The sequence below is a fragment of the Rhizobium bangladeshense genome (assembly GCF_017357245.1).
Classification (GTDB): Bacteria; Pseudomonadota; Alphaproteobacteria; order Rhizobiales; family Rhizobiaceae; genus Rhizobium; species Rhizobium bangladeshense.
The window spans coordinates 2478695-2504675 of the sequence record NZ_CP071612.1; the positions used below are offsets into that span (position 1 = coordinate 2478695).

Genomic DNA, 25981 nt, shown 5'->3' on the forward strand with positions numbered 1-25981 from the left:
AGTCGAAGGCGGACCGATCGAAGATATCCGCACCGGCGACGTCGTCTGGTTCGCCCCGGACGAACGCCACTGGCATGGCTCATCGCCGCAAACGGCGATGAGCCATATAGCGATCCAGGAACAGCTCGACGGCAAGATCGTCGAGTGGATGGAACGCGTCACCTATGCCCAATATCAGGGCTAGAAAAGGACGAAGCAAACCGAATTCAATCGGTAAGAAGGAAGCGGCCGCGTGCTCATCGATTACGTCACCGTCTAGCCGCAGGCGCGTTCTCCTGGAAAGCAGGGATCGTCTGGAGCTTTGCGACAATCTCTGAAATATTCGGCCACTGCGCGAGATCGAAACCCATGCGCCGGGCGCTGACCGCCTGCGGAAAGAGGAAAATCTCGGCAATGCCCGGCCGATCTCCGATGGCGAAAGCCCCTTGCCTCCGGCCCGCGATCATCGTCTCGACAGCAGCCATTCCCTCACCGACCCAATGGCGGCTCCATGTGGCAATGGCATCGGCATCGGCCTGGAAGACCGCGCGGAGATGCAGGCCGATTCGCGGCGGCAGCAGCGCATGGATCTCGGCTGCGATGGCAAGCGCGATCGAGCGGGCCTGCGCCCTGCCCTCCGCCGTGCCGGGCAAGAGCGGCGGCTCAGGTTGAAATTCATCGAGATATTCGATGATTGCCAGCGACTGGGTGATGAGAACACCGCTATCCGTCAGCAAGGCCGGAACCAGCCCCTGCGGATTGATCTTGCGGTATCCCGCCTGCCGGCTCTCAGCGTCTTCGCCAAGAATGGTGACCGGCAATGCCTCGGCCTTCAACCCCTTCAGGGCGAGCGCGATCCTGACCCTCGCCGTCGCTGAGGAAATTTCGTTCTGATAGAGCTTCAATGCTTTCTCCCTTATGATCTCGGATGAACGGCCGCCTGCGCCGAAGAAACTGCCGATGCCGCGGTCACGAGGCCCACAAGCGGCGAAGGCTCCCGCGAACTCATGTCGTAGATGCAGGGCGCGGCAAATACTGCCGCTCCGAGAACGCAGATGATCATCAATCTCATTCGATCCTCCGTCGGCGAGGCCCGACCGGCCTCGCTCCTTGTTTCGGCTCCTGCCCGTCAGGCAATGCTCAGTTCGACCTGGATATTGCCGCGTGTCGCCTTGGAATAGGGGCAGGTCCGGTGCGCTTCATCCACCAGCGCCTTTGCGACATCCGCTTCGATGCCCGGCAAGCTGACCTTGAGACGGGCCTGCAGGAAGTAGTCGCCATCCGTCGTGCCGAGGTCGACCTCCGCATTCACGGCGGTTTCGGTGGGAATCCTGACCTTCAACTTGCCGGCGGCAATGCCGATCGCGCCAATGAAGCAGGCAGACCAGCCGGCCGCGAAAAGCTGTTCGGGATTGGTGCCGGGGCGGGTGCTGCCGGGAGGCGAGAGCCTGATATCCAGCTCTCCGTCATCGCTCAGCGAAGCGCCGTCGCGCCCGCCGGTGGTGCGGGTCCTGCCGGTATAGAGAACCTTGTCGATCTTGGTCATGGAAACACTCCTTGTTTACGTCGCTCTGCGCGGCTGGCCGCTGCGCGACCGGGTTGACGGAGCGTGGTTTGACGGACCGATATATCCGGAATGTTTCTGGAAACGGCCGAAATGTCACAGAACGTAGCATCCGGCACGCATGACATTTTCCCGTACAAAACATTGCGACGTTTCCAACGGTCGCCGACATCACCGAATGGTGACTTCAGCCACCAGCCCGCCGCCGGAGCGATTGTAGAGCCTCAGAGATCCGCCGATCTTGGCCGTCAGCTGCTGGGCGATGGCTAGTCCAAGACCTGTGCCGCCTGTCTCCCGGTTGCGGGAGTGCTCGAGCCGGAAGAAGGGCTGCATCGCGGCTTCGAGCATATCATCCGGAATGCCGGGTCCGCGATCCATGACGCTGATAACGACTGCGTTGTCAGCACCGCGCTCGACGCTGATCTCCGCGGCGCCGGCAAATTTCAACGCATTGTCGATGAAATTCGACAGGATGCGGCGAAGGGCATGCGGCCTGGTGAAGGCGGCGCCTTCAACCAACCCGACGACCGTGACGGCCTTTCCAGTGTCCTGATAGTCGTAGGCTATGCTGTCGATGAACGATGCGAGATCGATTCGAGCGTTCTTTTCCCCGCTGCCGCGGGCGCTGCGCGCATAGGCAATACCGTCCTGGACGAGACGCTGGATCTCGGCGAGATCATGCACCAGCTTTTCCTTCTCGGGTGAATCCTCTGCCATGTCGACGCGCAACCGCATGCGGGTGATCGGTGTCTGCAGGTCGTGCGAGATCGCCGCCAATATCTGCACACGTTCCTCGAGATAGTGGGCGATCCTCTCCCGCATCGCATTGAACGCTCTTGCCGCATGCGCCACCTCGCTCGGCCCGGCTTCGCTCAAAGCCTGACCGTCCTTGTCAGGATCGAGCGCATCGGCGGCAGCGGCGAGCTTGCCGAGCGGCCGGATCGCCTGGCGGACCGCAAACCAGGTGCAGAGGATAAGCAGCGCCATCTGGATCGCGAACACATAGGGCAGCCATGCGGCGATCGGCATGACGCCTCTCGGTGTGACATCGATCGTCAGAGGAGTTCCGTCGCTCAGCGTCAGATGCGCCTGCAGCCGGTTCACCTCGCCCGGAATCCGTTCGATTCGGATCGGAAAGCGATGCCCCGCAGCCGCCCCTATCTTTCCTGCGATCTCTCTCGCCTTGCTGGAGCTGTCGGGCACACCGGCCAGGCCAGGCCCGAGTTCGAAACGGTAGTTGCCGCGGCTCAGCCAGTCCAAAAGGTCGCCGCGCTCACTTGCCGGAAGCCGGTCAAGAACGGCAATCGATGTTGCGACGTCATTTTCCAGCGTACCGAGCATCACCGCCTTGGCCGACATGTAGCGCTCCATGTAGAGAACGCTGAAAGAGAGCCCATAGGCGAAGGCCAGGCCAACCAAAAGAATCAGAAAAATCCGCGATCTGAGCGTTCTCGGCCACATCAGGCCCGACAGGATCGACATTCCCGCCTTCATCGGCGCGGCTCCGAAATTTCGACGGGAACCGAGAAGACATAACCTTCGCTGCGCACTGTCTTGATGTAGGTCGGCTCGCGCGCATCATCCCCCAGACGCTGCCGCAGGCGGCTGACGAGAAGATCGATCGAGCGATCGAAGAGCTCGGCGTCGCGGCCCTGCGTCAGGCTCAGAAGCTGGTCTCGGTTGAGCACGCGCTGCGGATGGTCGATGAAGACACGAAGCAGGCGGTATTCCGCGCCGCTCAGCGCAATCGCGGTCCCGTCCTTGTCGAGAAGGTGACGGGCGACCGTATCGAGCCGCCAATCGCCGAAGGTCAGCAATTGTCCCGCTTCGCTGATCTGGAAGTTGGGAGGCAGCATGCGCGTGCGCCGCAGCACCGCCTTGATGCGGGCGAGAAGCTCGCGTGCGGCAAAGGGCTTGGCAAGATAATCGTCGGCGCCCATCTCCAAACCCAGGATCCGGTCCATCTCGTCAGTGCGGGCCGTCAGCATCAGGATCGGTATCGCCTTGTGCCGGCCGGCGCGCAATTCGCGGCACAGCACCAACCCATCGTCGCCCGGCATCATGATGTCGAGCACGATCAGGTCGACGGCATTGGCTTCCAGAAAGCTGCGCATCTGGCGGCCGTCGGCGGCAACGCTGGTCCTGAGGCCATTCTTCTGCAGATAGCCCGAGACCAGCTCGCGGATTTCACGATCGTCGTCGACGATCAGGATGTGATCGACATGATCCATATTTGCCCCATTTCCATTACGGCCGCGCCCCGCCTCGTTCACAATGTCGAGGCGCCGGACGCGACCTACGCATATTCCGCCGGCCCGAGCAACGAGCCTCCAGAGCATGATGCGGAAAAGTGTGAGCTGTTTTCGGACGACACCATGCTCTAACTGTTAACTTAGAACAGGATTCAGATTTTAGGTCTCGGCCTAAAATCATGCTGTTCTAGCGCCAATCAGAAGCGATCGACGTCGATGACCGCCTGGGCAAAGGCCTGCGGCGCCTCCTGCGGCAGGTTATGGCCGATGCCGCCGCCGATCGTGCGGTGCTCGTATCTGCCGGAGAATTTACCGGCATAGGCGGAGGGCTCCGGATGCGGCGCACCGTTTGCATCACCTTCCATCGTGATCGTCGGCACCGAAATCATCGGCAAGGCAGCAAGCTTCTTCTCATAGGCATCATACTTCGCCTCGCCTTCGACAAGCCCCAGACGCCAGCGATAATTGTGAATGACGATCGCAACGTGATCGGGATTGTCAAAGGCGGCCGCCGACCTGTCGAAGGTCGCGTCGTCGAAATTCCACTTCGGCGATGCCGTCTGCCAGATGAGCTTCGCGAAATCGTGAGTATTGCTCTCGTAACCGAGACGCCCGCGTTCGGTCGCGAAATAGAACTGGTACCACCAGGCAAGTTCAGCCTTGGGTGGCAGCGGCTTCCTGTTGGCTTCCTGGCTGCCGATCAGGTAGCCGCTCACCGATACCATCGCCTTGCAGCGCTCCGGCCACAGCGCCGCCATGATGTTGGCGGTCCGTCCGCCCCAGTCGTAGCCGGCAATGACTGCCTTTTCGATCCCAAGCGCGTCGAGCAGGGCGATCATATCGGCAGCGAGAGCCGAAGGCTGGCCATTGCGCGGCGTCTTTTCATGGAGGAAGCGGGTCGAGCCGTAGCCCCGGAGATAAGGCACGATGACCCTGTAGCCGGCAGAGGCAAGCAGCGGCGCGACGTCGACGAAGCTATAGATGTCATAGGGCCAGCCGTGCAGCAGCAACACGACCGGGCCATCCGCCTTGCCCGCCTCGGCATAGCCGATATCCAGCACATCGGTCTTGATCTGCTTCAGCGCTTCGAAGCTCGTGTTGGTTCCGGCCTTCACCTCGGGCAAGGCTGCGGGGGAGGCCGGCACCGGCTGGCCGGCGGCGGTGCCGGCGACGCCGAATTCGACGGCCGCAAGCGCAATTGCCGTCATGCCGAAGAAACGGCGGCGTTGGTGGTTGATTTGCTCTGACATCGGTTTCTCCTGTCGAATGGATCACGGTGCTCAGAAAGCGTTCAGCTTGTATCGCCCGTATGTCACAGGCTGCGTTTTTTGAATGCGAGTGTAACCTGCGCCTTCCGAGATACATTCCGATACAATCGCGCTGCCTCGGCAGGACGTCCGGCCGGCTGCCGCCGCCTCTGCCGGCACGACAGTTTGTATCCTTTTGTATCGGCGACGCCCCAGCGCAATAGTTCGGTACATTTTCCCGCCAGACCAGACACATCCGGGATACCTCCGGCCGGCTAAATCGCCCCGTTGCTGGTTCAGGCCCATCGCCGTCCAGAGCCCGATCAATCGGTTTCAAAGGAAACGATGATGACATTGCTGATCATTGCCTATCTCGGAGGCGTGCTGACCATTCTCAGCCCCTGCATCCTCCCCATCCTCCCCTTCGTCTTCGCCCGAGCCGGCCAACCTTTCGTCAAGAGCACTCTGCCGATGCTGGTGGGCATGGCCGCCACTTTCGCGCTCGTTGCCACGCTAGCCGCGGTGGGCGGCGGCTGGGCGATCCGTGCCAATGAATATGGCCGCCTTGCCGCGATCGTCCTGCTCGCGCTCTTCGGAGCGAGCCTGCTATCTCCGCGCTTTGCAAGCACGCTTGCCCGCCCGATCGTCAATCTCGGCAACAATCTTATGAATGCCGGTGGCGGGGGACTCGCGGCCCCGACAGTGAAGAGCGCGCTCATCCTCGGCGTCGCCACCGGCCTCCTCTGGGCGCCCTGCGCCGGCCCGATTCTCGGCCTCGTGCTGACCGGCGCGGCATTGCAGGGCGCCAATCTGCAGACGACCGTCCTCTTGATCGCCTATGCCGCCGGCGCTGCGACCTCGCTTTCGGTCGCCTTGCTTGTCGGCGGCAAAATCTTCGCTACGATAAAGCGTTCGCTTGGCATCGGCGACCGAATTCGCCAAGTGGTCGGCGCTGCCGTGCTGGCAGGCGTTACCGTCATCGCGCTCGGTCTCGACACCAGCCTGCTGGCGCGCCTTTCCTATGCCAGCACCGCCTCGCTGGAACAGGCCGTGCTGGACAGGCTGCACGCCAAGCCGGCCGGCGGCACGCCCTCTGAGGTGGCGAGCAATGACGCGATCCTTCCCGCGAGCGATGCAAAGAGGCCTTTCCGCAGTGATCTGCCCATCGAAGGTTATGCGCCTTCGTTCGACGGCGCGGTCGACTGGCTGAACTCGAAGCCTCTGACCTCCGAGCAACTGCGGGGCAAGGTGGTGCTCGTCGACTTCTGGACCTATTCCTGTATCAACTGCATTCGCACCATTCCTTATGTCAGGGCTTGGGCGGAAAAATATGCCGATCAAGGACTCGTCGTCATAGGCGTGCACGCTCCGGAATTTGCCTTTGAAAAGAAGATCGATAACGTCAAGAAGGCCGTCGGCGACTTTCAAATCCGCTATCCCGTTGCGATCGACAATGATTACAAAATCTGGCGCGCCTTTGAAAACAGCTACTGGCCTGCCGCCTATCTGATCGATGCCAATGACCAGATCCGGTATCACCATTTCGGCGAAGGCAATTACAGCAGGACTGAAAAAGCCATCCAGGATCTGCTGCGCGAAGCCGGCAGCCAGATGACTGAAACGCCACCGGTAGCGCCCGATGCCAAGGGCGTGGAAGCCGCTCCCGATCTCGCCAATGTCCGCTCCGGCGAGACCTACCTCGGCTATGGACAGGCCGCGAATTTCGTCTCGCCCGAAGGGCTGCAGGCCGATAGACCGCAAAACTACTCCATCACTGAGCCCGGCATCAACGCATGGGGCCTGTCCGGCACCTGGACCATCGGTAAGGATCAAGCAACGCTCGACCAGCCGGGCGGCAGCATCGCCTACCGCTTCAGCGCCCGCGACCTGCATCTCGTTCTCGGACCCGGCGCCGACACCAAACCGATCCGTTTCCAGGTCAGGATAGACGGCAAGGCCCCCGGACCCGATCACGGCTCCGACATCGATGCCGACGGCAACGGAACGGTCACCGCAACGCGGCTTTACCAGCTCGTTCGCCAGGCCGGCAACGTCGCAGCCCGCACCTTCGAAATCCGGTTTCTCGATCCGCGCGTCCAGGCATACGCCTTCACCTTCGGCTGAACCCGAGACCATTTGGCATCCAGACCATCACTATCGAAACAAAGGAGTGACTCCATGAACAAGCATCTGACTTTCATCGCAAGCCTTGCCTTTGCCACAGCCGGAATCGCCTTCGAAGCCGAGGCTGCCGCGGTCAAGAACATCGTGATCGTTCACGGCGCGCTGGCGGACGGCTCGGGATGGCGCAAGGCGACGGAAATCCTCGAAAAACGCGGCTTCAACGTCACCATCGTCCAGGAGCCCCTCACCTCGCTCGACGACGATGTGGCCGCAACGAAGCGGGTTCTCGACCTCCAGACCGGACCGGTCCTGCTCGTCGGCCACAGCTATGGCGGCATGGTTATCACGGAAGCCGGTAACGATCCCGCCGTCGCGGGCCTCGTCTATGTCGCGGCATTCCAGCCGGACAAGGGCGAGAGCCTGCTGAACCTGGCGAGTTCGAAGCCGGCAGGCAGCATGGACATCAAGGAAACGAAGGACGGCAAATATCTCTATCTCGACCCCGGCGCCTTCGCCGCGGCTTTCGCAGCCGACCTGCCGAAGGCCGAAGCCGATTTCCTGGCAAGGTCGCAGGTCTTCGCCTCCAAACAGGCTTTTTCGGCAAAGATCGGAGAGCCGGCATGGCGGACGAAGCCGAGCTGGTCGATCATCGCCACCGAGGACCGCTCCATCAATCCGGAGCTTGAGCGTGACATGGCAAAACGAGCAGGCAGCGAAGTGACGGAAATCAGAGCCAGCCACGCCGTCTTCGCCTCACAACCGGAAAAAGTCGCCGACGTCATCGAAAAGGCGGCTACAAAAGCCGGGAAGTAGAGAGGCAAGGTATGGCTACATCGCCTCTCCGGCAGGAGAGATGCGGAAGTCAGCGCCCCTCCCTCGCGCGCGAGGGAGGGGCAGATGCATTTATTGGTTAGCGGCGACCGGGCGCACCAGTGGCGTGACGCGGCGGATGGTGACGCGGCGGTTTTCCTGTTCGGGACCCGACGTGTTGACCTTCAGGTAACGCTCGCCATAACCCTGCGTCGCCAAGTTCTCCGGCGCGATGCCGTAGACGTCGGTGAGCACGTTGGCGACCGACTCCGCGCGCTGATCGGAGAGGATCAGATTGCTTTGGTCGGAGCCGACCGCATCTGTGTGGCCTTCGATTAGGAAGGTCTCGCTCGGATCCTTCTCAAGCACCTTGTTGATTGCGTCTGCCACCTTGCGCAAGGTGCGCGCCTGGGTCATGGGGATCTCGGCGCTGCCGGTGGCGAAGGTGATCGTATCGAGGTCGATGCGGCGCACCTTATCGCGAATACGGGCGGAATACCTCACCTCGTCGAGCGAATAGACACGCTCCACCTGCTCGACGGGCGGCTCGCTGAGGAATTCGTAATAGTCCCGGTCCGGATCGCTGCTGGTGTCGATGATATAGTCCTCGAGCGGGACGCGCAGCCGCATCGGCGGCAGATCGGCGCCCGGGTCCTCGAAATAACCGCGATCCGGATCCTCATAGAGATCAGGCGAATAGTAGAGCACGTATTCGCGCCCGCGGGCATCTACGCGCGATCGCTGGATGATGTCGCCGTAGCGGTTGCGGATCGTCACGATACGATAGCCTTCTGGCCGCGTGATGGTCTCGCGATAGCGATTGTCAGGCAACTCTTCATAGATCGGCCGTTCGCCGTCGCGCAAGAACCGTCTGTCGTCGTCACTGCGCACGATCACCTGATTGTTGTACTGGATGATCACACGGTTATCGTCGGTTTGGTCGTCGATGCGCGCCCCCTCGGGACGGGCAAATTGCGGCCGCGTGTCAAGCCTCGTGCCCTTCTCGCTGGTCACGGCCTCGAGCTTTATTGCCGGCGCCGCAGCGGCGGCGGGAGCCTGGGCATCGGCGTCCGAGGTCGGCACCTTTACCTCCTGGCTCTCGGCGCGCAGCTTGTCGCGGTCAAGGCGGCCTTCCCGCCCCTTGCTGCGCTCGGCATCCTTGTCGCTGTCGAGCACGGCTGCACCGTTCTCGACCGGCAGCACGACGGTCTCGTTGCTCTTGGCCGGATCTGCGGCGATCTGCTTGCGGCGCTCCAGCTCCTCTGGAGAAACCTTTTCCGGCGCCGGAATTGCCTGCTCCACCTGCTGTCCGCCGCTGGCATCCGGCAGCGGCTGAGCCGTGTCGGTGGCGGGCGCAGCCGACTGTCCGCTGGCGGGCTGTTCGCCGGCGGGCTGCTCGGCGGCGGGCTGTTTGGCGGCAGGTTTTGCAGCCGTGCCCTCCGTGGACGTTTCGGCGGGCGCAGCATCAGGAGCGGCCGCCTTGTCTTCTGTTGGCTTAACCGCCGGTGCTGCAGCCTCGCCCTTCTTCGGCTTCTTGGCTGGCGCTTCGGCAGCGGGTTTTGCCTCCGGCTCGATTGCCGGTGTGGCCTGTTCCTCGGCCGGCGTCACCGCCTCCGGAGCGGCAGTCTCGGTCTTAGCCTTTCCCTTGTCTCGGCTCTGGGCCTTGTCCTGACCCTTCTTGCTGCCCTCCGGCTTGACCTCGGGCTGGGCCTGCTCTGTCTCGGGCTGAGTTTCCCTCGCGGCCGGCTGCGGCTCCGGCGCCGGCTGAGCCTCCGGCTCGGCCTGCTGCGTCTCCTGCTTCTTCGGCTTTCTCGGCTTTTCCTGCGTTACTGGCTGCTCTTCCTGCTGCGGCTCTGCCTCCGGCTGAGCTGCCTGCTTGGCTTTCCGCTGCGGTTTGCTTTCGGGCGCAGGCTCCTCCCTCGGCGCTTCGGCCTTCGGCGGTTCCGGCTCTGCCTTAGGTTCGGGCGCAGGCGCCTCCTTCCGCTCAGCCTTCGGCTCTTCAGCGGGCGCCTCCTTCGGCTGCTTGGCGGCCGGCGCCTGTTCAGCCGGAGCTTCCTCCTTCTGCTTGCGCTTCTTCTTCAAGAGCTCCTCCTCGGAGGGCGCGTCCTGCGCCACTTCGAAGCTGCCCTGTTCAATCTGCAGCACGGCTGCAGCCTCGGTCGCAGCACCGCGTGCGGCAGCCATTGCCGATGCCGGCTGCAGCGCCAGCGAAATAGAAAGCAGCGGGAAAGCTGCGCTTGCAAACAATCTTGATTTCTTGCCCATCGGGTTTCCTCGATCCTGTTTGAGCTTCCTAAAGGCCGACAGGCCTTGGTTCGCCCCTAGCTTCGCAATGAGGCGAAACGGCGAAATGGCTAAGCGCCAACCCGCCGATTTGTTCCGGTTCTAGGAAGCCCTGGATTAACCTCCCGTGAATGTTGCAGTCTGCTTTCGTTCATCTCGCCTGTTATTTGCACTGCACAATTGCGCTGGAATTTGTGTTGCAATTCCATGAAAAAAAGTCTGATTATCGCTACAAGGCGGTGTCGACACCGTTGAATTGCGGCCGTGAGTCCAAGACAAGAACAGGCAGCGGCCACCAACAGAGAGGATCCTCATGTTTAACTCCACCCGTATCTTCGCGGCAGCCTCGATCGCGGCAATGTCGCTCTTCGCTGGCTCGGCTATGGCCGAGGGCGAGAAATACGTGATCGGCACAGATTCGACCTATCCGCCCTTCGAATTCGTCGATGCCAGCGGCACCATCCAGGGTTTCGACATCGATATCGCCAAGGCGCTTTGTGCCGAGATGAAGGCCGAATGTTCCTTCGTCAGCACCGACTGGGACGGCATCATCCCTGCGTTGAATGCCAAGAAGTTCGACATGATCGTTTCCTCCATGTCGATCACACCGGAGCGCCTCAAGCTCGTCGACTTCTCCAACAAGTATTACAACACCCCGCCGGCGATCGCAGTGCCGAAGGACTCCAAGATATCAGACGTCGCTGGCCTCAAGGGCAAGGTGATCGGCGCGCAAACCTCGACGACGCACGCCAACTACGCCGAGAAGCACCTCGCCGACACCGAACTGAAGCTCTATCCGACGGCTGACGAATACAAGCTCGACGTTTCCAGCGGCCGCGTCGATGCCGTCATCGACGACGTCGTCGTTCTTTCCGAATGGGTCAAGTCCGACGCCGGCGCCTGCTGCAAGATCCTGACAACCTTGCCGGTCGACAAGGAAATCAACGGCGAAGGCGCAGGCATCGCCATCCGCAAGGGCGATCCGCTGAAGGAAAAGCTCAACACGGCGATCGCAGCGATCCGCGCCAGCGGCGAGTACAAGAAGATCCAGGACAAGTACTTCGATTTCGACGTTTACGGCGACTGAGAAATTCGGTATCTGGCCGATCAAGCGAATGGCGGAAGGCTTGCTCTTCCGCCATTTTTGTTTGACAAAGGTGGCAAGATCAAAACGGCAAAAGCCGTGAGGGGAATTCTCGGATGGGCGGATTGTTTTCCGCGCTCGGCTCCTTCTGGAGCTCACTTGTGCACATTTTCGATCCGCTATGCGGACCCGTTGGCATCTTCACCTGGTTGGGTCAGTCGACGATCCTTGCCTGTGGCGACACCGGCTGGGGTGACGAGATCGCCCTCGGCCTGCAGGTCACCGTATCGGTGGCGATCGTCACCCTGCCAATCGGCCTCGTCATCGGTTTCCTCGTCGCGCTCGGCCAGCAGTCGGAAGAAGGATCGCTGCGGCTGGCGGCAGGCATTTACACGACGATCTTCCGCGGCCTGCCGGAGCTTCTGACGCTCTTCATCATTTATTACGGTATGCAGATGCTCATCCAGTCCCTTCTGGAGCTTGCGGGCTATGTCGGACCGCCGGTCGAAATCAACGCCTTCCTGGCCGGCGTGATCGCATTGTCAGTCGTATTTTCCGCCTACTGCTCGGAAGTGCTGCTCTCGGCCTTCCGCGCCATTCCCAAGGGCCAGTACGAAGCCGGAGATGCGCTCGGTCTGCATCGCGGCCGCACGCTCCGCCTGATCGTTCTGCCGCAGTTGGTGCGCATTGCGCTCCCCGGCCTCACGAACCTCTGGATGGTGCTCCTGAAGGACACGTCCTACGTCTCGATCATTAGCCTTGCCGATATCCTGCGCCAGACAAATGTCGCGGTGCGCGTGACCAAGGAACCTTTCTTCTTTTACGGCATCGCCTGCAGTCTCTATCTGGTGCTCGCCATCCTCTCCTCCTTCCTGCTCACCTATATCGATCGCTGGGCCAAGCGTTCGGAGATCCGCCGTTGAGTTACGCCGAAACATTGATCCCGCCGCAGCCCGCCCCACATGAAGCGGCGAAGCCGATGACGGCGGCGCGCCTCGCCGGCTATATCTTCGTCGGTTTTTGGGCCTTGCTGGCCGCGCTGCTGATCTTCACCGTCATCAATGGCTGGGATATCGAGAAGTTCACCCGCTACGGGCCGCGTTATCTGCACGGCCTATGGGTGACGCTCAGCCTTGTTGCCATTTCGGTGGTCTGCGGTGCCATCCTGTCGCTGCCGCTTGCCATGGCACGCCTGTCGAAAAACAGGCTGCTGAACTGGCTTTCCTATGGCTATATCTACTTCTTCCGCGGAACACCGCTGCTCGCCCAGCTCTTCCTGGTTTATTACGGCCTCGGCGTGTTCCGCCTTCAGCTGGAAGCTTTCGGTCTCTGGTGGTTCTTCCGCGACGCCTGGTATTGCGGCCTGTTCGCCATGACCATCAACACTGCAGCCTATCAAGCGGAAATATTGCGCGGCGCAATCGAAAGCGTACCGCACGGACAGCGCGAAGCAGCAGCAGCCCTCGGCATCCATAAGACTATAGCATTCCGCAAGATCATCCTGCCGCAGGCCTTCATTGTGGCGCTTCGCCCGTACGGCAACGAGATCATCCTTCTGATCAAGGGCTCGGCGGTCGTTGCTATCATTACCGTGCTCGACCTGATGGGCGAGACCCGCTACGCCTTCTCTCGCACATTCGATTATCAGACCTATCTCTGGGCGGCGATCTTCTACCTCACCATCGTTGAGGCGCTGCGCCATCTCTGGGCCTGGATCGAGCGTCGCCTGACGCGGCATCTGAAGCGGTGATGCACGGTGCCCAAGTGCGTCGCAGTTTTCGGATGACGACGCGCATCAGCTTGGCAGCACTCGCTTCTACATGCTGCCAAACCATTGAAAATAAAAAGAATACTTCTCCCGCAGCGTATCTGTTAAGCTTGCGTTAACCACTCGCGTGCTTCCATTTCACGTGGCGCTAATAAAGCGCGAGTGCGAACGAGAAGAAGCTGAATACGATGCACAAAGATATGGAAAAGCAACTGCAGGGTTATGGTCTGACAACCGCGCAGATCCTCTATCACCTGCCGGATCACCCGACGATCCTGCAGACCTACGTTTGGCAGGATTATGACCTCGCCCCCGATTTTCCCGAAATGCGCGGATTTCTGAAATTCTGGCAGGAAAAGCTCGACGGACCGTTGCATTCGGTGCGCTACGTCCACCGCAAGCTGATCTCGGCAACCGAGTGGCGGGCGCTGAAAGGCGAGTTCATCCTGCACTGATCAGACATGCGCTTCTCCATGGCCGAATTCGCCCTCGTCGCGATCCGGACGCAGCGCAAAACAGAGGATGCCGATGTAGAAGGCGACGACTGCCGCGATGACTGCGACGCCGGGAACGGGTCCGAGCACGGCATTGTCGATGACATAGGTCCATGACTGCGCCTGCAGTGCCGGCGCGCCCTCTGTTTGCAGTTTCGGCGTCGAAATCTTCAGGCACCATGCAAGCAGCAGGATGAAATACATCCAACCGTAATTGCGTTTGAGACGGCGGTGCATTGCCTCTCCATAGCTCAACAAGAAGCGCGGACGACGCAGGCTGCCGGCGATCACAGCAGCCCATTCGCTGCCGCCATTGGGGTTGGGCGCCAGAATCTGCGCGAAATAGCAGCGCTCGATCTGACGGATACGGGCCCGGTAAATGTCGAAAAAGCGGTAGCGACGCGCCTCGATCATCAGCAGCAGTGTGATCAGCATAACCCCGAACAGCAGCACCCCGTGGTGCGAGGTCGGCGTCGATAGCGACACCGAGAGCAGCGCAGCCACCACCGTGATTGCCCAATTGGACGTCCGATCTATGCGATCGCGCCAGCTGGTCATGCGCCCGAGTTCGCCGCGGTAATAATGGATGAGCGTGTTGGTGATCTCGCCCGGCGTCGTGGGAAGCAGGGGGCGCTCGCCCTCTCCTTCCCTTGCCGGTAGCAGCCTGTCTTGCTCCGCTTTCATGGCATTTCCTCCAGTCGGTTTCTTTTCGGCCATTCTGCGCCGGTAGCCGCGCCATTGCAAAACACTGAAAGCCGCCTTACAGCCATGCCTGCAACAAAAGGACACGGACCGCTATGGCAAAGAAGATCGACGAAGAAGCCCTTGCCGAGGCCTATAACCGCGCATTGGCGCTGGAGAAATCAGGCGATGTCGATGCGGCCGTGGCGGCCTACGAGGAAGTCTTGGCGATCGATCCCGACGACCACGGCGGAGCCGCCGTTCGCATCGCTGCGATGGGCCGCGGCGAAATGCCGGCCAAGGCGCCGGATGCCTATGTCGAGACCTTGTTCGACCAGCATGCCGAAGTCTTTGAGGACGTGCTCGTCGAGCAGCTCGGCTATCACGTGCCGATGCTGGTGCGCCAGCGCCTGCAGCAATTGCAGCTCGGACCTTTCAAGCGGCTGCTCGACCTCGGCTGCGGCACCGGCCTCACCGGCGGCGCTCTGCGCGACCTCTGCGATGATATGACCGGCATCGACATATCGGAGAAGATGGTTGAGCTTGCCCACGAGAAGGATCTTTACGATACGCTTTTCGTCGCTGAGGTCGAGGACTTCCTCGAGGATAATGACGAGGACGCCTTCGACATCATCACCGCCACAGACGTGCTGCCCTATCTCGGTGCGCTCGAACCGCTTTTCTTCGGCGCCGCCGAAAACCTGATGCCAGGCGGCCTGTTCATCTTCTCCTCCGAAACCCTGCCCGAGGCGACACTTGCCGGCCGCGCCTACATGGTTGGCCCGCACCAGCGCTTCGCTCATGCCGGTGCCTATGTAAGGGAGCGCCTCACCGCCACCGGTTTCGAACTGGTCGAGTTATCGGATATCAACGTTCGCATGGAAGACGGCCAGCCGACACCAGGCCATCTGGTGATCGCGCGGTATATCGGCTGAGAGAATAGTTGCATGATTAGCGAAGTATCTGTTGCGCAGCGCTTTCAGACCTGATACTTAGTCGTTCGGTAAAGTTTATACCGAACAGGAAAGGTCGCTGCATGTCGCTCGTGCTCTATGGGCATCCGCTCGCCTCCTTCTGCCAAAAGGTGCTGATCGCGCTTTATGAAAACGCGACGCCCTTTGAAAATCGTCTCGTCGACCTTTCCGATGAGGTTTCGCGCGCCAATCTCTTCCGCTTCTGGCCGATCGGCAAGATGCCGTTGCTCAGGGACGAAGCGCGCGACAGCACCATCCCCGAAACGACGATAATCATCGAATATCTCGACCATTATTACTCCGGTCCCACGCGCCTGCTGCCGCTCGAAATCGACCGTGCGCTGCAGGTCCGCCTCTGGGACCGTTTCTTCGACCAATATGTCCAGGCGCCAATGCAGACGATCGTCAGCCATCGCCGCCGTCCCGAGGGAACCGCAGACGAGATAGAGGTGGCCGCCTGCAGGGCGACGCTTACAACTGCCTATGCGATGATCGAAAAGCAGCTAGGCGAAAGCTCATGGGTAACAGGCGAGGCCTTCACCATGGCTGATTGCGCCGCGGCTCCCGCGCTCTTCTATGCCGAGACGCTGGTCCCGTTTTGTGAGGAGCAGCCGAAGCTTCGCGCCTATTACAACAGGCTGCTGGCGCGCTCGTCCTTCGCAAGGGCGCTGGAAGAGGCCCGCCCCTATTTCAGGTTCTATCCCTATCATGAAAAGCTGCCGGCTCGCTTCCGGGATGCGGCAGAATGATCGAAAGCCAGGCCGATCTCGACCGCATGTTCCACGCGCTTTCCGATCGCAGCCGCCGCGGCATGATCGATCGCCTCGGCCGCGGCCCGGCGTCCGTCACCGAACTCGCCGCGCCGCTCGCCGTCGCCTTGCCCACCGTGATGAAACATCTCCAGGTGCTGGAGGAGAGCGGGCTCGTGCTTTCCGAAAAATCCGGCCGGGTGCGGACCTACCGCCTGCAGCAGGACGCCCTCGCCGCAATTGACCGTTGGGTGGAACAGCGAAAGACCCGCTGGACCGGGGCCTTTGATAGGCTGGACCGACTTCTCGCCGATGAAACGGAGACCCTTCCAGAATGACGACACGTTCTGCCGAACATACCTCCTTCGTGATCGAACGCCGCTTGAAGGCGCCTGTCGCCCGGGTCTTCCGCGCGTGGTCGACGCCGGACTCCAAACGCCAATGGTTCGCCTGCCACGGCGATTGGGTGCCGCTGGAATACGCGCTCGATTTCCGCCCCGGCGGCGCTGAGAAGAACTATGTGGCCGACACGGACGGACTTTTGCACGCCTACGACGCCCACTACATTGATATCGTGCCAGATAACCGCATCATCTATGCCTACGATATGAAGCTCGGCGAATCCCGAATTTCCGCCTCGCTCGCCACCGTCGCCTTCGAAGCCGAGGCCGGCGGCACGAGGATGGTGTTCACCGAGCAGGTGGTCTTCCTAGACGGCTACGCCGACAACGGAGCCCGTCTTCAGGGCACCGAGATCGGCCTCGATAATCTTACGCTCTTCCTCGAGCGCGAGACGAGCCCGATCCATTAAGCCCGGCCGGATGAAGTATCACGCCCTGCTCGATTTCTTCCGCGAGCCCGCCGCCTGCGCAGACGTATTCAGCTTTGCGGCGGCTCGAATAAGCGCCTTCAATGCCTCCTCGTTGATTTCATCACCTTCATGAAAGTCGATGGCGCGCCGGGTGCTGCCTTCGAGACTGGAGTTGAAAAGGCCTTTCGGATCCTCAAGCGAGGCCCCCTTGGCGAAAGTAAGCTTCACCACGCTCTTATAGGTCTCACCGGTGCAGATGATGCCGGCGCGTTCCCACACCGGAACGCCTCGCCACTTCCATTCCTCGACCACCTCAGGCTCAGCCTCCTTGATGAGCGTTCGGACCCGCGCGAGCATTTCGCCGCGCCAATCGTTGAGCTCCTCGATCCTCGCATCGATCAATTGAGAGGGAGAGGCTTGCCCGCTTCCGTCCCCGACATCGGTCTTCTTCATCGTTATGCCTTCCTCATATTTGTCGTTCTCCGACGCCGCGCATCAAAACCTCACATCCGTTCGCCGGGCAATCGGCTCGCCTGCTCTACCCAGGAGGCGATCTGCTCTTCGTCGAACGCGTCGCCTTCACGGATGTCGAGGTAGCGCACCTCTCTCTGCTTGGACTCGCCTGGCGGCAGAGGATGCAGCGACGCGCCGTTGAAAAAAGCCACTTTGACATATTTTGCGAAGCAATGGACGCCGAGGAACCAACCCTGCCCTTCCATTCCATAAAAGGGCGAGTTCCATTTAACCGCTTTGGAAACGCCGGGAACGGTTCTGGTGATCAGCGCATCAAGGCGACGCCCGATCTCACTTTTCCAGCCTGGCATTGCGGCGATGTAGGCTTGCACGGGCGCATCGCCGTACCCCTTAGGAATTTGGGGGTTACCGCCCGACAGAAGCTTCGGTACCGCGACTGCCGGTTTGGCGGCAGCCTTTTTCGTGACCTTCTCCGCGCCCTTCGTCGTTCTGCCCGTCATAGCGTTTCCTCCTATCCGCCGATGCGTCCCACGTCGCGCTGTTTCGCGCCATAAGGCAGCACAAAAAAGGTGAGACCAGTAACGAGAAGCAGGCCGATCGGCAGCAGCGCCAAGGGCCCAATCCAGAGCGCCGACTGCTCCTGCATCATGGGGATGATATTGGCTATGACAGCGAGCGTAAAGGCAATGGACAGCCAACGGTGGACCTGCGGACACGGTTGTTCCCGTTCAACGAAGCCTCCTCCTCAAAAATCAGCCCGACGCACCGCCGGCTCGGCGGCTCAGTCAAGCTGCTCCAGCACCTGTTCCATCTTGTCGAAGAATTGGGGCCACCCGCTCCTGGCACCGCCATAAGCCTGCCGCTGATCCGTCCGGAAGCCCGACTGCTCCATGCGCAGATGCGTACCTGTGCCCGTCGGCATGAGCGTCCAGGTCACGAGGGTTTCCAGGCCATAGGCGCCCCAGCTGTAAGCGAGGGTCTTGTATGGCTCGACTTCCATGACTCGGCAGTCGACCGCGCCCCAATCGGCATTGAAATTGAAACGATGGTCGACGACCGGCTTGAAGTCGCTCTTCATCAACCACTCCTGGATCAGGTGCGGCTGAGTCAGCGCCCGCCAGATCTTTTCCGCGGGGAAAGACATCTCCCGCTCGATAACGACGGAACGTGTTTCGGTCGATATGTCAGTCATTGATCCATCCTCTTCAGCAAATCTTCGAGCGCATTGAAGCGGCTTTGCCAGAAGCCGGCCATCTCGCTCGTCCAGTCGACGAGGGGCGCGAGCGCGCCGAGCTGCGCGCTATAATGGGTCTGCCGCCCCTCATGGCGATCGCGCACCAGGCCGGCTTGCTTCAGCAGCCCCAGATGTTTCGAAACGACCGGCTGTGAGACGCCGGCCTGCGCCGTCAAGGCCCCGACCGTCTTCTCCCCTTCCCGGCACAGCCGCTCGAAAAGCGCGCGCCGGGTGGGATCCGCAAGCGTCCTGAAGAGCACGTCCTGAATGTCCGACATTTGGAGATCCATACCTGTTCAGCTATGAATCAATCTATAGCCATGGAGGCATACGTCTGTCAAGCCACGGACAGGAGGCCCTGCAAACCACGAAAAGGAAACTCTATCGCCAACCTGCCAGCGGAGGCAACAAGCGAAAAAATATGAATACATCAGGTATAGCTAATCGGCTATGCGTAAATACGAACCGGCAGCCTTGACGGCAACCAACAGGAAAAGAATGCCGGAGGCCGCAGTCGGCTTCCGGCGATACAAGCCTGTATCTTTGTTAGGGTTCAGGAGCCCGAGATGACCTTCAGGTTGCCGCCATGGCTGCCGCCGGCGAAGATCTGCTTGCGGCCGAACTCATTGTTGAAGGCAAGGCGCTGCTGCTCGCGGGTGATGCCGAGTTCCGGGAAGAGCAATTCGGCCACACGATAGGCCTCTTCGAGATGCGGGTAGCCGGAGCCGATCACTGTATCGATGCCAAGTTCCTGATATTCGCGAAGGCGGGCGGCCACCGTCTTCGGAGAGCCGACAAGCGCGGTGCCTGCGCCGGCGCGCACCAGGCCAATACCGGCCCAGAGGTTCGGCGAGACCTCAAGCTTGTCGCGGCGACCGCCGTGAAGAGCGGCCATGCGCTTCTGCCCGACCGAGTCGGATTCGTGGACGAAGCGTTCCTGCGCCTCGCGGATCGTATCGTCGTCGAGATGGCGGATCAGCCGCTCGGCCGCCTCCCAGGCTTCCTCATCGGTTTCCCGGACGATGAAATGCAGGCGGATGCCGAAGGTCACCTCGCGGCCGCGCTCGGCAGCCGCCTTGCGGACCTTAGCGACTTTCTCGGCCACCTGCGCCGGAGGCTCGCCCCAGGTCAGGTACTTGTCAACGCGGCCGACCGAGAAGTCGATGCCAGCATCCGACGAACCGCCGAAATAAAGCGGCGGGCGCGGGTTCTGCACCGATGGAAAGCCGAGGCGCGCATTGGTCGCCTTGATGTATTTGCCGTCGAAGCTCGCCGTCCCCTTGTCCAGCAGCTCTTCAAACACGGTGAAAAACTCCTCGGCATGGGCATAGCGCTCGTCATGCTCGAGATGGATGCCGTCACCGGCAAGCTCCGCCGGGCTGCCGCCTACAACGATGTTGAGTAGCAGGCGGCCGTTGGAAATGCGGTCGAGCGTAGTCGCAAGACGCGCGTAATAGGCAGGCGATGCCGTGCCTGGGCGGATCGCCACCAGGAACTGCAGCTTCTCGGTCTTTGCCGCAAGTGCGGCTGCCGTCACGAAGGATTCCTCGCACGCCACCCCGGTCGGCAACAGCACGCCGGAATAACCGAGCCGGTCTACTGCCTGCGCGATCTGGGTGAGATAGCCGATTTCCGGCGCCCGGTTCAGGTCGGAGGAGCCGAGATAAGTGCCGTCGCCCGATGTGGGGATGAACCAGAGAAAATTGATGGGATCGAAGGTGGCGGTCATGAAAACAGTCCTTTGCTGCGAAATTCGAAGATCAGCTCGCGCCGCAAGCGTCTTGGCGAGCAGGCATATGCCTGACATGGCAGCACACCGCCGCCGCGCGAATGCCTGGAAGAGGCGCGGTGGCAGCGAGAAGAAGGTCGGGCGTCTGTCTGCGCGCGAGCATTTGTGCGTCCTGTCGGTCGACGGCGGTTGACCACGCTCCGTTCCAGAGCTGGCCTCCGTTCGCAGAAATACTGACATAGACTAGAGATTATATCGATAATATGAGTTTGCCATTGTTGTACCCTTCGCGGAATATTTTTTCGCGCTTGATGTGGTGAGGGCTATCCCCATGCCGCCTTCCGCAAACTCGCCCGGAATCACGAACAGACGGAGTTCCACGCGCCCTCTCGTCTCGCTACCGCTCCCGGCGTTCGGCGGCCAACCGCTCGCGAATGAAGACGGGACCGCCAGCAAGACGTTTGGCGAGCAGGCTCGCCGGATCAACCATGCGCCAATATGGCGTCACCACCGAAACCGGCTCGCCCTTCTCCATCGCGCCGAAGGACAGTTCGGCGATCGCACGCAGATGCCGCTGCACCGTCACCGGACAGCAGGCATCCGCTCCGTAATGCGCAGCAAGACGGCGGCGCAGGACGCCGGCCTCGGTGAGAACACCCTCAGGCGCCAGTCGAATCTGCCCCTCGACCATCTGCCGCGACGGAATGAGCATTGCCTGCGTGCGCTGCGGCCCTTGCGGCGCGGCTCGATCACCGGAATTTCGTTCATGTCACCCCTGGCAAACATTATCTTTCGTTCCCATCTAGGGCTCGGCAAAATGGCGACCAGCCTCATATGCGCCAACCGGAAGGAAGTCCGTCTTCACGGCTTTTCTGCTTGCGCCGTTTCGGTTAATCCTCAGGGCCTCTCACTCAGGATAAGGATAGGACATATGGCAAAAGTCGCGTTTATCGGTCTCGGCGTCATGGGCTTCCCCATGGCCGGTCATCTGAAGACGAAGGGCGGCCATGATGTCACCGTCTATAACCGTACCGCCGAAAAGGCCGCGGTATGGGCTGATAAATTCTCCGGCAAATCCGCCCCCACTCCGGCCGAGGCGGCGGAAGGTGCCGATTTCGTCTTCGTCTGCGTCGGCAATGATGAAGATCTCCGGTCGGTGACCTCAGGCGAGAACGGCGCCCTGCAAGGCATGAAGCCCGGTGCTGTGCTGATCGACAACACCACTGCCAGCGCCGAGGTTGCTCGCGAACTCTATGCCGCGGCAAAGGAAAGACGTGTCGACTTTATCGACGCTCCGGTCTCCGGCGGCCAGGCCGGCGCAGAAAACGGCGTCCTGACCGTCATGTGCGGCGGCGACGAGGCGGTTTACGAGCGCGCTAGGCCCGTCATCGAAAGTTATGCCCGCATGGTCGGCCTCATGGGGCCGGCAGGCTCCGGGCAGTTGACCAAGATGGTCAATCAGATTTGCATCGCCGGTCTCGTCCAGGGACTTGCCGAAGGGCTGCATTTCGGCAAGCGGGCTGGTCTCGACATCGAAAAGGTCGTTGAAGTGATTTCCAAGGGTGCTGCTGGTTCCTGGCAGATGGAAAATCGCCATAAGACCATGAATGCAGGCAAATATGATTTCGGCTTCGCGGTTGACTGGATGCGCAAGGATCTCGGCATCGTGCTTGCGGAAGCGCGCCGCAATGGCGCCACGCTGCCGGTGACTGCGGTCGTCGACCAATTCTACGGCGACGTCCAGGCAATGGGCGGCAATCGTTGGGACACATCCTCGCTGCTCGCCCGGCTCGAGAAATGATCGGTCCCTCCTCCGATCCGGCTGAACTGATCGCGCATCTCGAAACGCTGCGCTCGGAGGAGGCTATAGCCGGGATGGCGCGGTTCGGCATCGTCACCGGCCGCGCCCTCGGCATTTCCAATCCCAACATCAGGGCGGTCGCCAGATTGGCGAAGAGGGATCACGCCAGGGCAACGCAGCTCTGGCAAAGCCATATCCGCGAGGCCCGCCTGCTCGCTCTCTACACGGCCGAGCCGAAGCGGCTGACGGTGGACGAGGCAAGAAACTGGGCCGATGATTTCAATTCCTGGGAGATCGTCGACTGCGCCGCCGATCTCTTCGTTGAGGCGCGCCTGGACGAGCTCATCCCGGAATTCGCTGCCAACGAGCGTGAATTTGTCCGTCGCGCCGCATTCGCGATGATCGCCGGCGCCGCTGTCCATCGGAAGGACGAGGCCGACGCAACCATTCTCGCCTGGCTGCCGCTGATCGAGGCGCATTCGGGCGATTCCCGCAACTTCGTTCGCAAGGCGGTCAATTGGGCACTACGCAGTATCGGCAAGCGCAATCGCGCCTGCTACGGGCCGGCGCTGGGGCTGGCGGAGCTTCTGGCCGAAAGTCCCGATAAAACCGCCCGCTGGATCGGCACGGACGCGGTCAGGGAGCTGAGCGGCGAAAAGCTGTTGGCCCGGCTGAAGTAAAGCGTTGCCGCGCCCAAGGCTGAGGCTTTCGCCTCATCGTCATTGGGGTCTGGATTTTCCGACCAGACAATCGATTAGGTTAAGAAGTTTCCCATTGAAGGCTGACAGGATGCCGTCGTGCGATACACAACATGCCGGTTCGGCTTACCTGGATGGCGACCTGAAAAGACGGCCATACGATGCGTTTTAAAACGCTGCAAGGACGGTCCGGCAGGGAAGACCGGACCCGTCCCCGTAGCTGATCGGAGGTCACTCGGATCAGAAACTGCTTTGAAGTGCCCCCGGTCCGAAGACCGGGGGCATCCACTAAGTGGATTAGAACGAACGCTGCAGGCGGAAGTAGCCCGAGGTGGAGTCGTCGCCATCTTCCGGATCGAGGTACTGAACCGAAGCCTTGGCGTAGAAGTTGTCGACGATCTGGTAATCGACCGTCAGACCAACCTTCCAGGCATCGCCGTCACTGAAGTCGTCGCCGGCAACGTAGTAGTCGCCGTAGTACTGGACGCCAGGGGTGATCTTGAGCTTGTCGGTTGCCTTGATTGCGTATTCGGCAGCGACAGCCCATTCAGCTGCGGAGTAGTAGGAGTTCGGGCCGGAAGAGTATACGGCAGCGAGGCCGAGCGCACCGGGACCAATTTCAACCGTACCCATTGCACGGATAGCGCCGTCTTCGTTGTCGAAGTCCCAGCCGCCGGTGACCTGGTAGCTGAAGGCGCCTGCAGTGCCGCCAACGCCGAAGGCAACGCCTACGTTGTTCGGGCCTTCGCCGGACTTGTAGAAGCCGTCTTCCAGTTCGTCGACGCTGAGACCAGCGTAGAAGTCGCCGCTTTCATACTGATAGCGGATGGAGTTGTGCAGCGTTACGATCGAGCCGATGTCGTCGGTTTCACCCGAGAGGCCATCGTCCCACCAGCTGTAGAACAGACCAGCGCGGAAGCCCGCGACGTCGAGGTAAGCGGAGTCGAGGATAGCTTCCTGTTCGGAGGCATTGTCAGCATTGAACTGCATGACGATGACGCCGGTCAGCGGACCATACTCGGTGTCGCTCTTGGCCGTGAACTGAACCTGGCCGCGAGTACGGGCATCCCAATCGGAGTCGTTGTCAGCCGAGAGGTTGAGCGGCTGATCACCAACGTCAACCTGGAAACGGATGTAGCCTTCGATCTTGAGGCAGGTTTCGGTGCCGGGGATGTAGAAGTAGCCGGTGCCGTAAGCGTCGCAGACGCGAACATATTCAACCGGTTCCGGCTCAGCAGCAACAATAGCGTCAGCTGCAAGAACCGGCGTCGATGCAGCAAATGCTGCTGCTGATGCGAGCAAAACCATTCTGATGTTCATTTACCAATCCATTCCTTTGTCGATCGGGGCTGACGTCTCGTCGGGTAGTCAATTTGAAGCCGGCCCAGTTTGAACAGCCATCTCGGCGTGCGGATCGATCGAACCGCCAAACCGTCATCCCATAGAAGGCTCTATCAAGCAATTCTCGATACATGTGAAAGGGGTTCGCCAGCGCAACTTTCGCCAGCGACGTGATTTTTATACAACAATTTCAAATATTAAGCGAATAACGCACAAAAACGGCCTCGCAATGGAAACCTCCATCGCAAGCCGCACGCGCTTCGCCCCATCTCAAATTCTTCACCATCCGACCCCGTCGAACATTATGGTGAAGCATATAAATTCTACCGCAGACAAATGAACATATACACGGTAGCGGTGTAGAACATGGTGTTCTGAATTCGATATCAATGAGTCAAAATGATGACAAAGCGCTCACTGATGCCACAGATCATAGTCCCGCGATCGTTACCAAGCTATATATTTTTCCACTTTTTTGGTGAATTTGGAGCTTTTTTTTGCGATTTTTCCGACTTTTCCCGCAGCCGACGCCGCATTCTTCTGAAAGCCGCATTTCGACGGCCATTGCGGCAAGCGGCCGAATCGCCTCAGACGGCCGGCCTTCCGGGCGACTTAGATGACTGCTGCCCAAGCTTCGAACGCAACCTGTTGGCGACACCCCTGGCGATCGCAGATCGCACACCCGAGCGTCAATCCTCGTTGGATTTGGCGTTCTCAAGAATCATGTAATCGAGCGGCAGCTGCGTCGAATACTTGATCTGCTCCATCGCAAAGGCGGAGGAGACGTCGCGAATCTCGATTTTCGCGATCATCCGCTTATAAAAGGCGTCATAGGCTGCAATGTCGGGCACGACGACTCGCAGGAGATAGTCGACATCACCGCTCATTCGATAGAATTCGACCACTTCGGGGAATTCGGCGACCACCTCGGAAAAGCGGCGCAGCCACTCGATCGAATGAGTAGCCGTGCGAATCGACACGAAGACCGTGACCTTGGTATTGACCTTCTCTGGATCGAGGATGGCGACCCGACGCTTGATGACGCCATCTTCCTCCATTTTCTGGATCCGCCGCCAGCATGGCGTCGTCGAAAGCCCCACCTTTTTGGCGAGGTCGGCAACGGCAAGCGTCGAATCTTCTTGCAGCAGACGCAGTATTTTTCGGTCGAGGCGGTCCATGCGCACGTCAGTCCTTTCGAATTATTTTCTTTGTATAACCCGATTCCGCGCGAGGAAAAGAATTTTGTTTCAGGAAAGCAGCACTTTCACCCGCTCCTGCAGGTAAGGAAGCAATTCGTGCTCGAACCAGGAATTGCGCTTCAGCCAGCCGCTGTTGCGCCAACTCGGATGCGGCAGCGGCAGCACCTCCGGCAGCCGGCCGGACAGGAGGCTGTCACGCCACGCCCGCACCGTCTCGGTCATATTGCCTCGTCCTTCGCCAGCCATATGCCAGGCCTGCGCATATTGGCCGATAACCAGCACCAGTTCGATCTGCGGCATCACCGACATTACTCTTTGCCGCCAGAACGGTGCACATTCGCGACGCGGCGGCAGGTCCGCGCCCTTGTCGTCGTAGCCGGGAAAGCAGAAGCCCATCGGCACGATGGCGAATCGCTTGCGGTCGTAGAAGCTTGCTCTGTCAACGCCGAGCCATGATCGCAGCCGGTCGCCCGAGGCATCGTCGAATGGGAGACCGCTCTCATGCACCCGAAGGCCAGGCGCCTGCCCGGCGATCAGAATACGTGCGCTCGACGAAATCACCGCCACCGGCCGCGGCTCGTGCGGCAGCCGGTGCTCAGGCCCTTTCGCCGGGGCGTCGCGGCAGATGCGACAGGCGGCAATTTCCCGCCGCAGATTTTCCAGCTTGGCTTCGTCGGTCATCGCT

At 60.6% G+C, this 25981-nt stretch carries 28 protein-coding genes and 2 pseudogenes; 13 read left to right on the forward strand and 17 right to left on the reverse strand.

Translation table 11 applies throughout. The features are described 5' to 3' along the window. Window positions 1–4: 4 nt before the first annotated feature. Window positions 5–184, forward strand: a pseudogene (locus tag J2J98_RS12075) (cupin domain-containing protein); the annotation flags it as partial. A gap of 64 nt (window positions 185–248) precedes the next feature. Here the strand turns inward: J2J98_RS12075 and maiA are convergent. From maiA to J2J98_RS12100, 5 genes are all read right to left on the reverse strand, one after another. Beyond that, window positions 249–884 (reverse strand): maleylacetoacetate isomerase, encoded by a 636-nt coding sequence (maiA, locus tag J2J98_RS12080; protein WP_138395361.1) that lies wholly within the window; start codon window positions 882–884, stop codon window positions 249–251. 224 nt (window positions 885–1108) lie between these two features. After that, entirely contained in the window at window positions 1109–1525 is a 417-nt protein-coding gene (locus J2J98_RS12085; protein WP_138395362.1) for an organic hydroperoxide resistance protein, read from the reverse strand. 189 nt (window positions 1526–1714) lie between these two features. Beyond that, window positions 1715–3037, reverse strand: a complete 1323-nt coding sequence (locus J2J98_RS12090) for an ATP-binding protein (protein ID WP_138395363.1) — start codon at window positions 3035–3037, stop codon at window positions 1715–1717. After that, window positions 3034–3774: a response regulator gene (locus J2J98_RS12095; RefSeq protein WP_138395364.1), complete on the reverse strand. Its 741-nt coding sequence runs from the start codon at window positions 3772–3774 to the stop codon at window positions 3034–3036. Before J2J98_RS12095 ends, J2J98_RS12090 begins: the two co-directional genes overlap by 4 nt. Before the next feature lie 218 nt (window positions 3775–3992). Then, complete coding sequence (locus tag J2J98_RS12100; RefSeq protein WP_138395365.1) at window positions 3993–5045, reverse strand: alpha/beta fold hydrolase; 1053 nt, start codon at window positions 5043–5045, stop codon at window positions 3993–3995. Window positions 5046–5390: 345 nt separating this feature from the next. Here J2J98_RS12100 and J2J98_RS12105 point away from each other — a divergent pair, with 345 nt between their 5' ends. Next, window positions 5391–7166, forward strand: coding sequence for a cytochrome c biogenesis protein DipZ (locus tag J2J98_RS12105; RefSeq protein WP_207603120.1), 1776 nt, complete (start codon window positions 5391–5393; stop codon window positions 7164–7166). Between the two features lie 54 nt (window positions 7167–7220). After that, a complete protein-coding gene (locus J2J98_RS12110) occupies window positions 7221–7979 on the forward strand; it encodes an alpha/beta hydrolase (RefSeq protein WP_207601167.1) in 759 nt (252 codons plus the stop codon). 90 nt (window positions 7980–8069) lie between these two features. On the opposite strand, the gene J2J98_RS12115 is transcribed toward J2J98_RS12110, so the two are convergent. Next, window positions 8070–10241, reverse strand: coding sequence for an OmpA family protein (locus J2J98_RS12115; protein ID WP_207601168.1), 2172 nt, complete (start codon window positions 10239–10241; stop codon window positions 8070–8072). A 331-nt stretch (window positions 10242–10572) separates the two neighbouring features. Between J2J98_RS12115 and J2J98_RS12120 the strand changes: the two genes are divergently transcribed. The 4 genes from J2J98_RS12120 to J2J98_RS12135 all read left to right on the forward strand — a co-directional run bounded on the left by J2J98_RS12120 (window position 10573) and on the right by J2J98_RS12135 (window position 13566). Further along, window positions 10573–11346 (forward strand): transporter substrate-binding domain-containing protein, encoded by a 774-nt coding sequence (locus tag J2J98_RS12120; RefSeq protein WP_064705215.1) that lies wholly within the window; start codon window positions 10573–10575, stop codon window positions 11344–11346. Window positions 11347–11459: 113 nt separating this feature from the next. Beyond that, the gene (locus tag J2J98_RS12125) at window positions 11460–12266 is read left to right on the forward strand and encodes an ABC transporter permease (protein ID WP_064705216.1); all 807 of its coding nucleotides are present in this window, start codon (window positions 11460–11462) and stop codon (window positions 12264–12266) included. After that, window positions 12263–13093, forward strand: a complete 831-nt coding sequence (locus J2J98_RS12130; RefSeq protein ID WP_064705217.1) for an ABC transporter permease — start codon at window positions 12263–12265, stop codon at window positions 13091–13093. The genes J2J98_RS12125 and J2J98_RS12130 overlap by 4 nt, the downstream gene beginning before the upstream one ends. A 206-nt stretch (window positions 13094–13299) precedes the next feature. Beyond that, entirely contained in the window at window positions 13300–13566 is a 267-nt protein-coding gene (locus J2J98_RS12135; RefSeq protein WP_011425678.1) for an usg protein, read from the forward strand. On the opposite strand, the gene J2J98_RS12140 is transcribed toward J2J98_RS12135, so the two are convergent. After that, window positions 13567–14289 carry a DUF2270 domain-containing protein gene (locus J2J98_RS12140; protein ID WP_064705218.1) on the reverse strand — a complete coding sequence of 241 codons (723 nt, stop codon included), beginning with the start codon at window positions 14287–14289 and terminating at the stop codon, window positions 13567–13569. It lies immediately after the preceding gene. Window positions 14290–14402: 113 nt separating this feature from the next. Here J2J98_RS12140 and J2J98_RS12145 point away from each other — a divergent pair, with 113 nt between their 5' ends. The 4 genes from J2J98_RS12145 (at window position 14403) to J2J98_RS12160 (ending at window position 16820) form a co-directional block, all read left to right on the forward strand. Then, window positions 14403–15221 carry a class I SAM-dependent methyltransferase gene (locus J2J98_RS12145; RefSeq protein WP_207601169.1) on the forward strand — a complete coding sequence of 273 codons (819 nt, stop codon included), beginning with the start codon at window positions 14403–14405 and terminating at the stop codon, window positions 15219–15221. Between the two features lie 101 nt (window positions 15222–15322). Beyond that, window positions 15323–16009, forward strand: a complete 687-nt coding sequence (locus J2J98_RS12150) for a glutathione S-transferase family protein (protein WP_207601170.1) — start codon at window positions 15323–15325, stop codon at window positions 16007–16009. Next, window positions 16006–16347 (forward strand): ArsR/SmtB family transcription factor, encoded by a 342-nt coding sequence (locus tag J2J98_RS12155; protein ID WP_138395371.1) that lies wholly within the window; start codon window positions 16006–16008, stop codon window positions 16345–16347. The genes J2J98_RS12150 and J2J98_RS12155 overlap by 4 nt, the downstream gene beginning before the upstream one ends. Continuing rightward, window positions 16344–16820, forward strand: coding sequence for an SRPBCC family protein (locus J2J98_RS12160; RefSeq protein WP_138395372.1), 477 nt, complete (start codon window positions 16344–16346; stop codon window positions 16818–16820). The genes J2J98_RS12155 and J2J98_RS12160 overlap by 4 nt, the downstream gene beginning before the upstream one ends. Window positions 16821–16838: 18 nt before the next feature. On the opposite strand, the gene J2J98_RS12165 is transcribed toward J2J98_RS12160, so the two are convergent. The 7 genes and pseudogenes from J2J98_RS12165 to J2J98_RS12195 form a co-directional block, all read right to left on the reverse strand. Next, window positions 16839–17273 (reverse strand): DUF1801 domain-containing protein, encoded by a 435-nt coding sequence (locus J2J98_RS12165; RefSeq protein WP_207601171.1) that lies wholly within the window; start codon window positions 17271–17273, stop codon window positions 16839–16841. 50 nt (window positions 17274–17323) lie between these two features. After that, complete coding sequence (locus tag J2J98_RS12170) at window positions 17324–17794, reverse strand: DUF1801 domain-containing protein (protein WP_207601172.1); 471 nt, start codon at window positions 17792–17794, stop codon at window positions 17324–17326. 11 nt (window positions 17795–17805) lie between these two features. After that, window positions 17806–17988: a hypothetical protein gene (locus tag J2J98_RS12175; protein WP_064712681.1), complete on the reverse strand. Its 183-nt coding sequence runs from the start codon at window positions 17986–17988 to the stop codon at window positions 17806–17808. An 87-nt stretch (window positions 17989–18075) separates the two neighbouring features. Then, the gene (locus J2J98_RS12180; protein ID WP_207601173.1) at window positions 18076–18486 is read right to left on the reverse strand and encodes an SRPBCC family protein; all 411 of its coding nucleotides are present in this window, start codon (window positions 18484–18486) and stop codon (window positions 18076–18078) included. Beyond that, window positions 18483–18806: an ArsR/SmtB family transcription factor gene (locus J2J98_RS12185; RefSeq protein WP_064706090.1), complete on the reverse strand. Its 324-nt coding sequence runs from the start codon at window positions 18804–18806 to the stop codon at window positions 18483–18485. Before J2J98_RS12185 ends, J2J98_RS12180 begins: the two co-directional genes overlap by 4 nt. A 275-nt stretch (window positions 18807–19081) precedes the next feature. After that, complete coding sequence (gene ssuD / locus J2J98_RS12190; RefSeq protein ID WP_207601174.1) at window positions 19082–20257, reverse strand: FMNH2-dependent alkanesulfonate monooxygenase; 1176 nt, start codon at window positions 20255–20257, stop codon at window positions 19082–19084. Window positions 20258–20654: 397 nt separating this feature from the next. Further along, window positions 20655–21025: pseudogene (locus tag J2J98_RS12195) on the reverse strand (hypothetical protein). 163 nt (window positions 21026–21188) lie between these two features. Between J2J98_RS12195 and J2J98_RS12200 the strand changes: the two are divergent. Further along, window positions 21189–22058, forward strand: a complete 870-nt coding sequence (locus tag J2J98_RS12200) for an NAD(P)-dependent oxidoreductase (protein WP_207601175.1) — start codon at window positions 21189–21191, stop codon at window positions 22056–22058. Further along, window positions 22055–22738: a DNA alkylation repair protein gene (locus tag J2J98_RS12205; protein WP_207601176.1), complete on the forward strand. Its 684-nt coding sequence runs from the start codon at window positions 22055–22057 to the stop codon at window positions 22736–22738. The genes J2J98_RS12200 and J2J98_RS12205 overlap by 4 nt, the downstream gene beginning before the upstream one ends. Window positions 22739–23053: 315 nt before the next feature. Here J2J98_RS12205 and J2J98_RS12210 read toward each other — a convergent pair whose 3' ends face one another. From J2J98_RS12210 to J2J98_RS12220, 3 genes are all read right to left on the reverse strand, one after another. Next, window positions 23054–24076 (reverse strand): porin, encoded by a 1023-nt coding sequence (locus J2J98_RS12210; protein ID WP_064705230.1) that lies wholly within the window; start codon window positions 24074–24076, stop codon window positions 23054–23056. Between the two features lie 710 nt (window positions 24077–24786). Then, window positions 24787–25275, reverse strand: coding sequence for an Lrp/AsnC family transcriptional regulator (locus tag J2J98_RS12215; protein WP_004678404.1), 489 nt, complete (start codon window positions 25273–25275; stop codon window positions 24787–24789). Window positions 25276–25344: 69 nt separating this feature from the next. Further along, window positions 25345–25977: a uracil-DNA glycosylase family protein gene (locus tag J2J98_RS12220; protein WP_064705231.1), complete on the reverse strand. Its 633-nt coding sequence runs from the start codon at window positions 25975–25977 to the stop codon at window positions 25345–25347. Window positions 25978–25981: the final 4 nt, after the last annotated feature.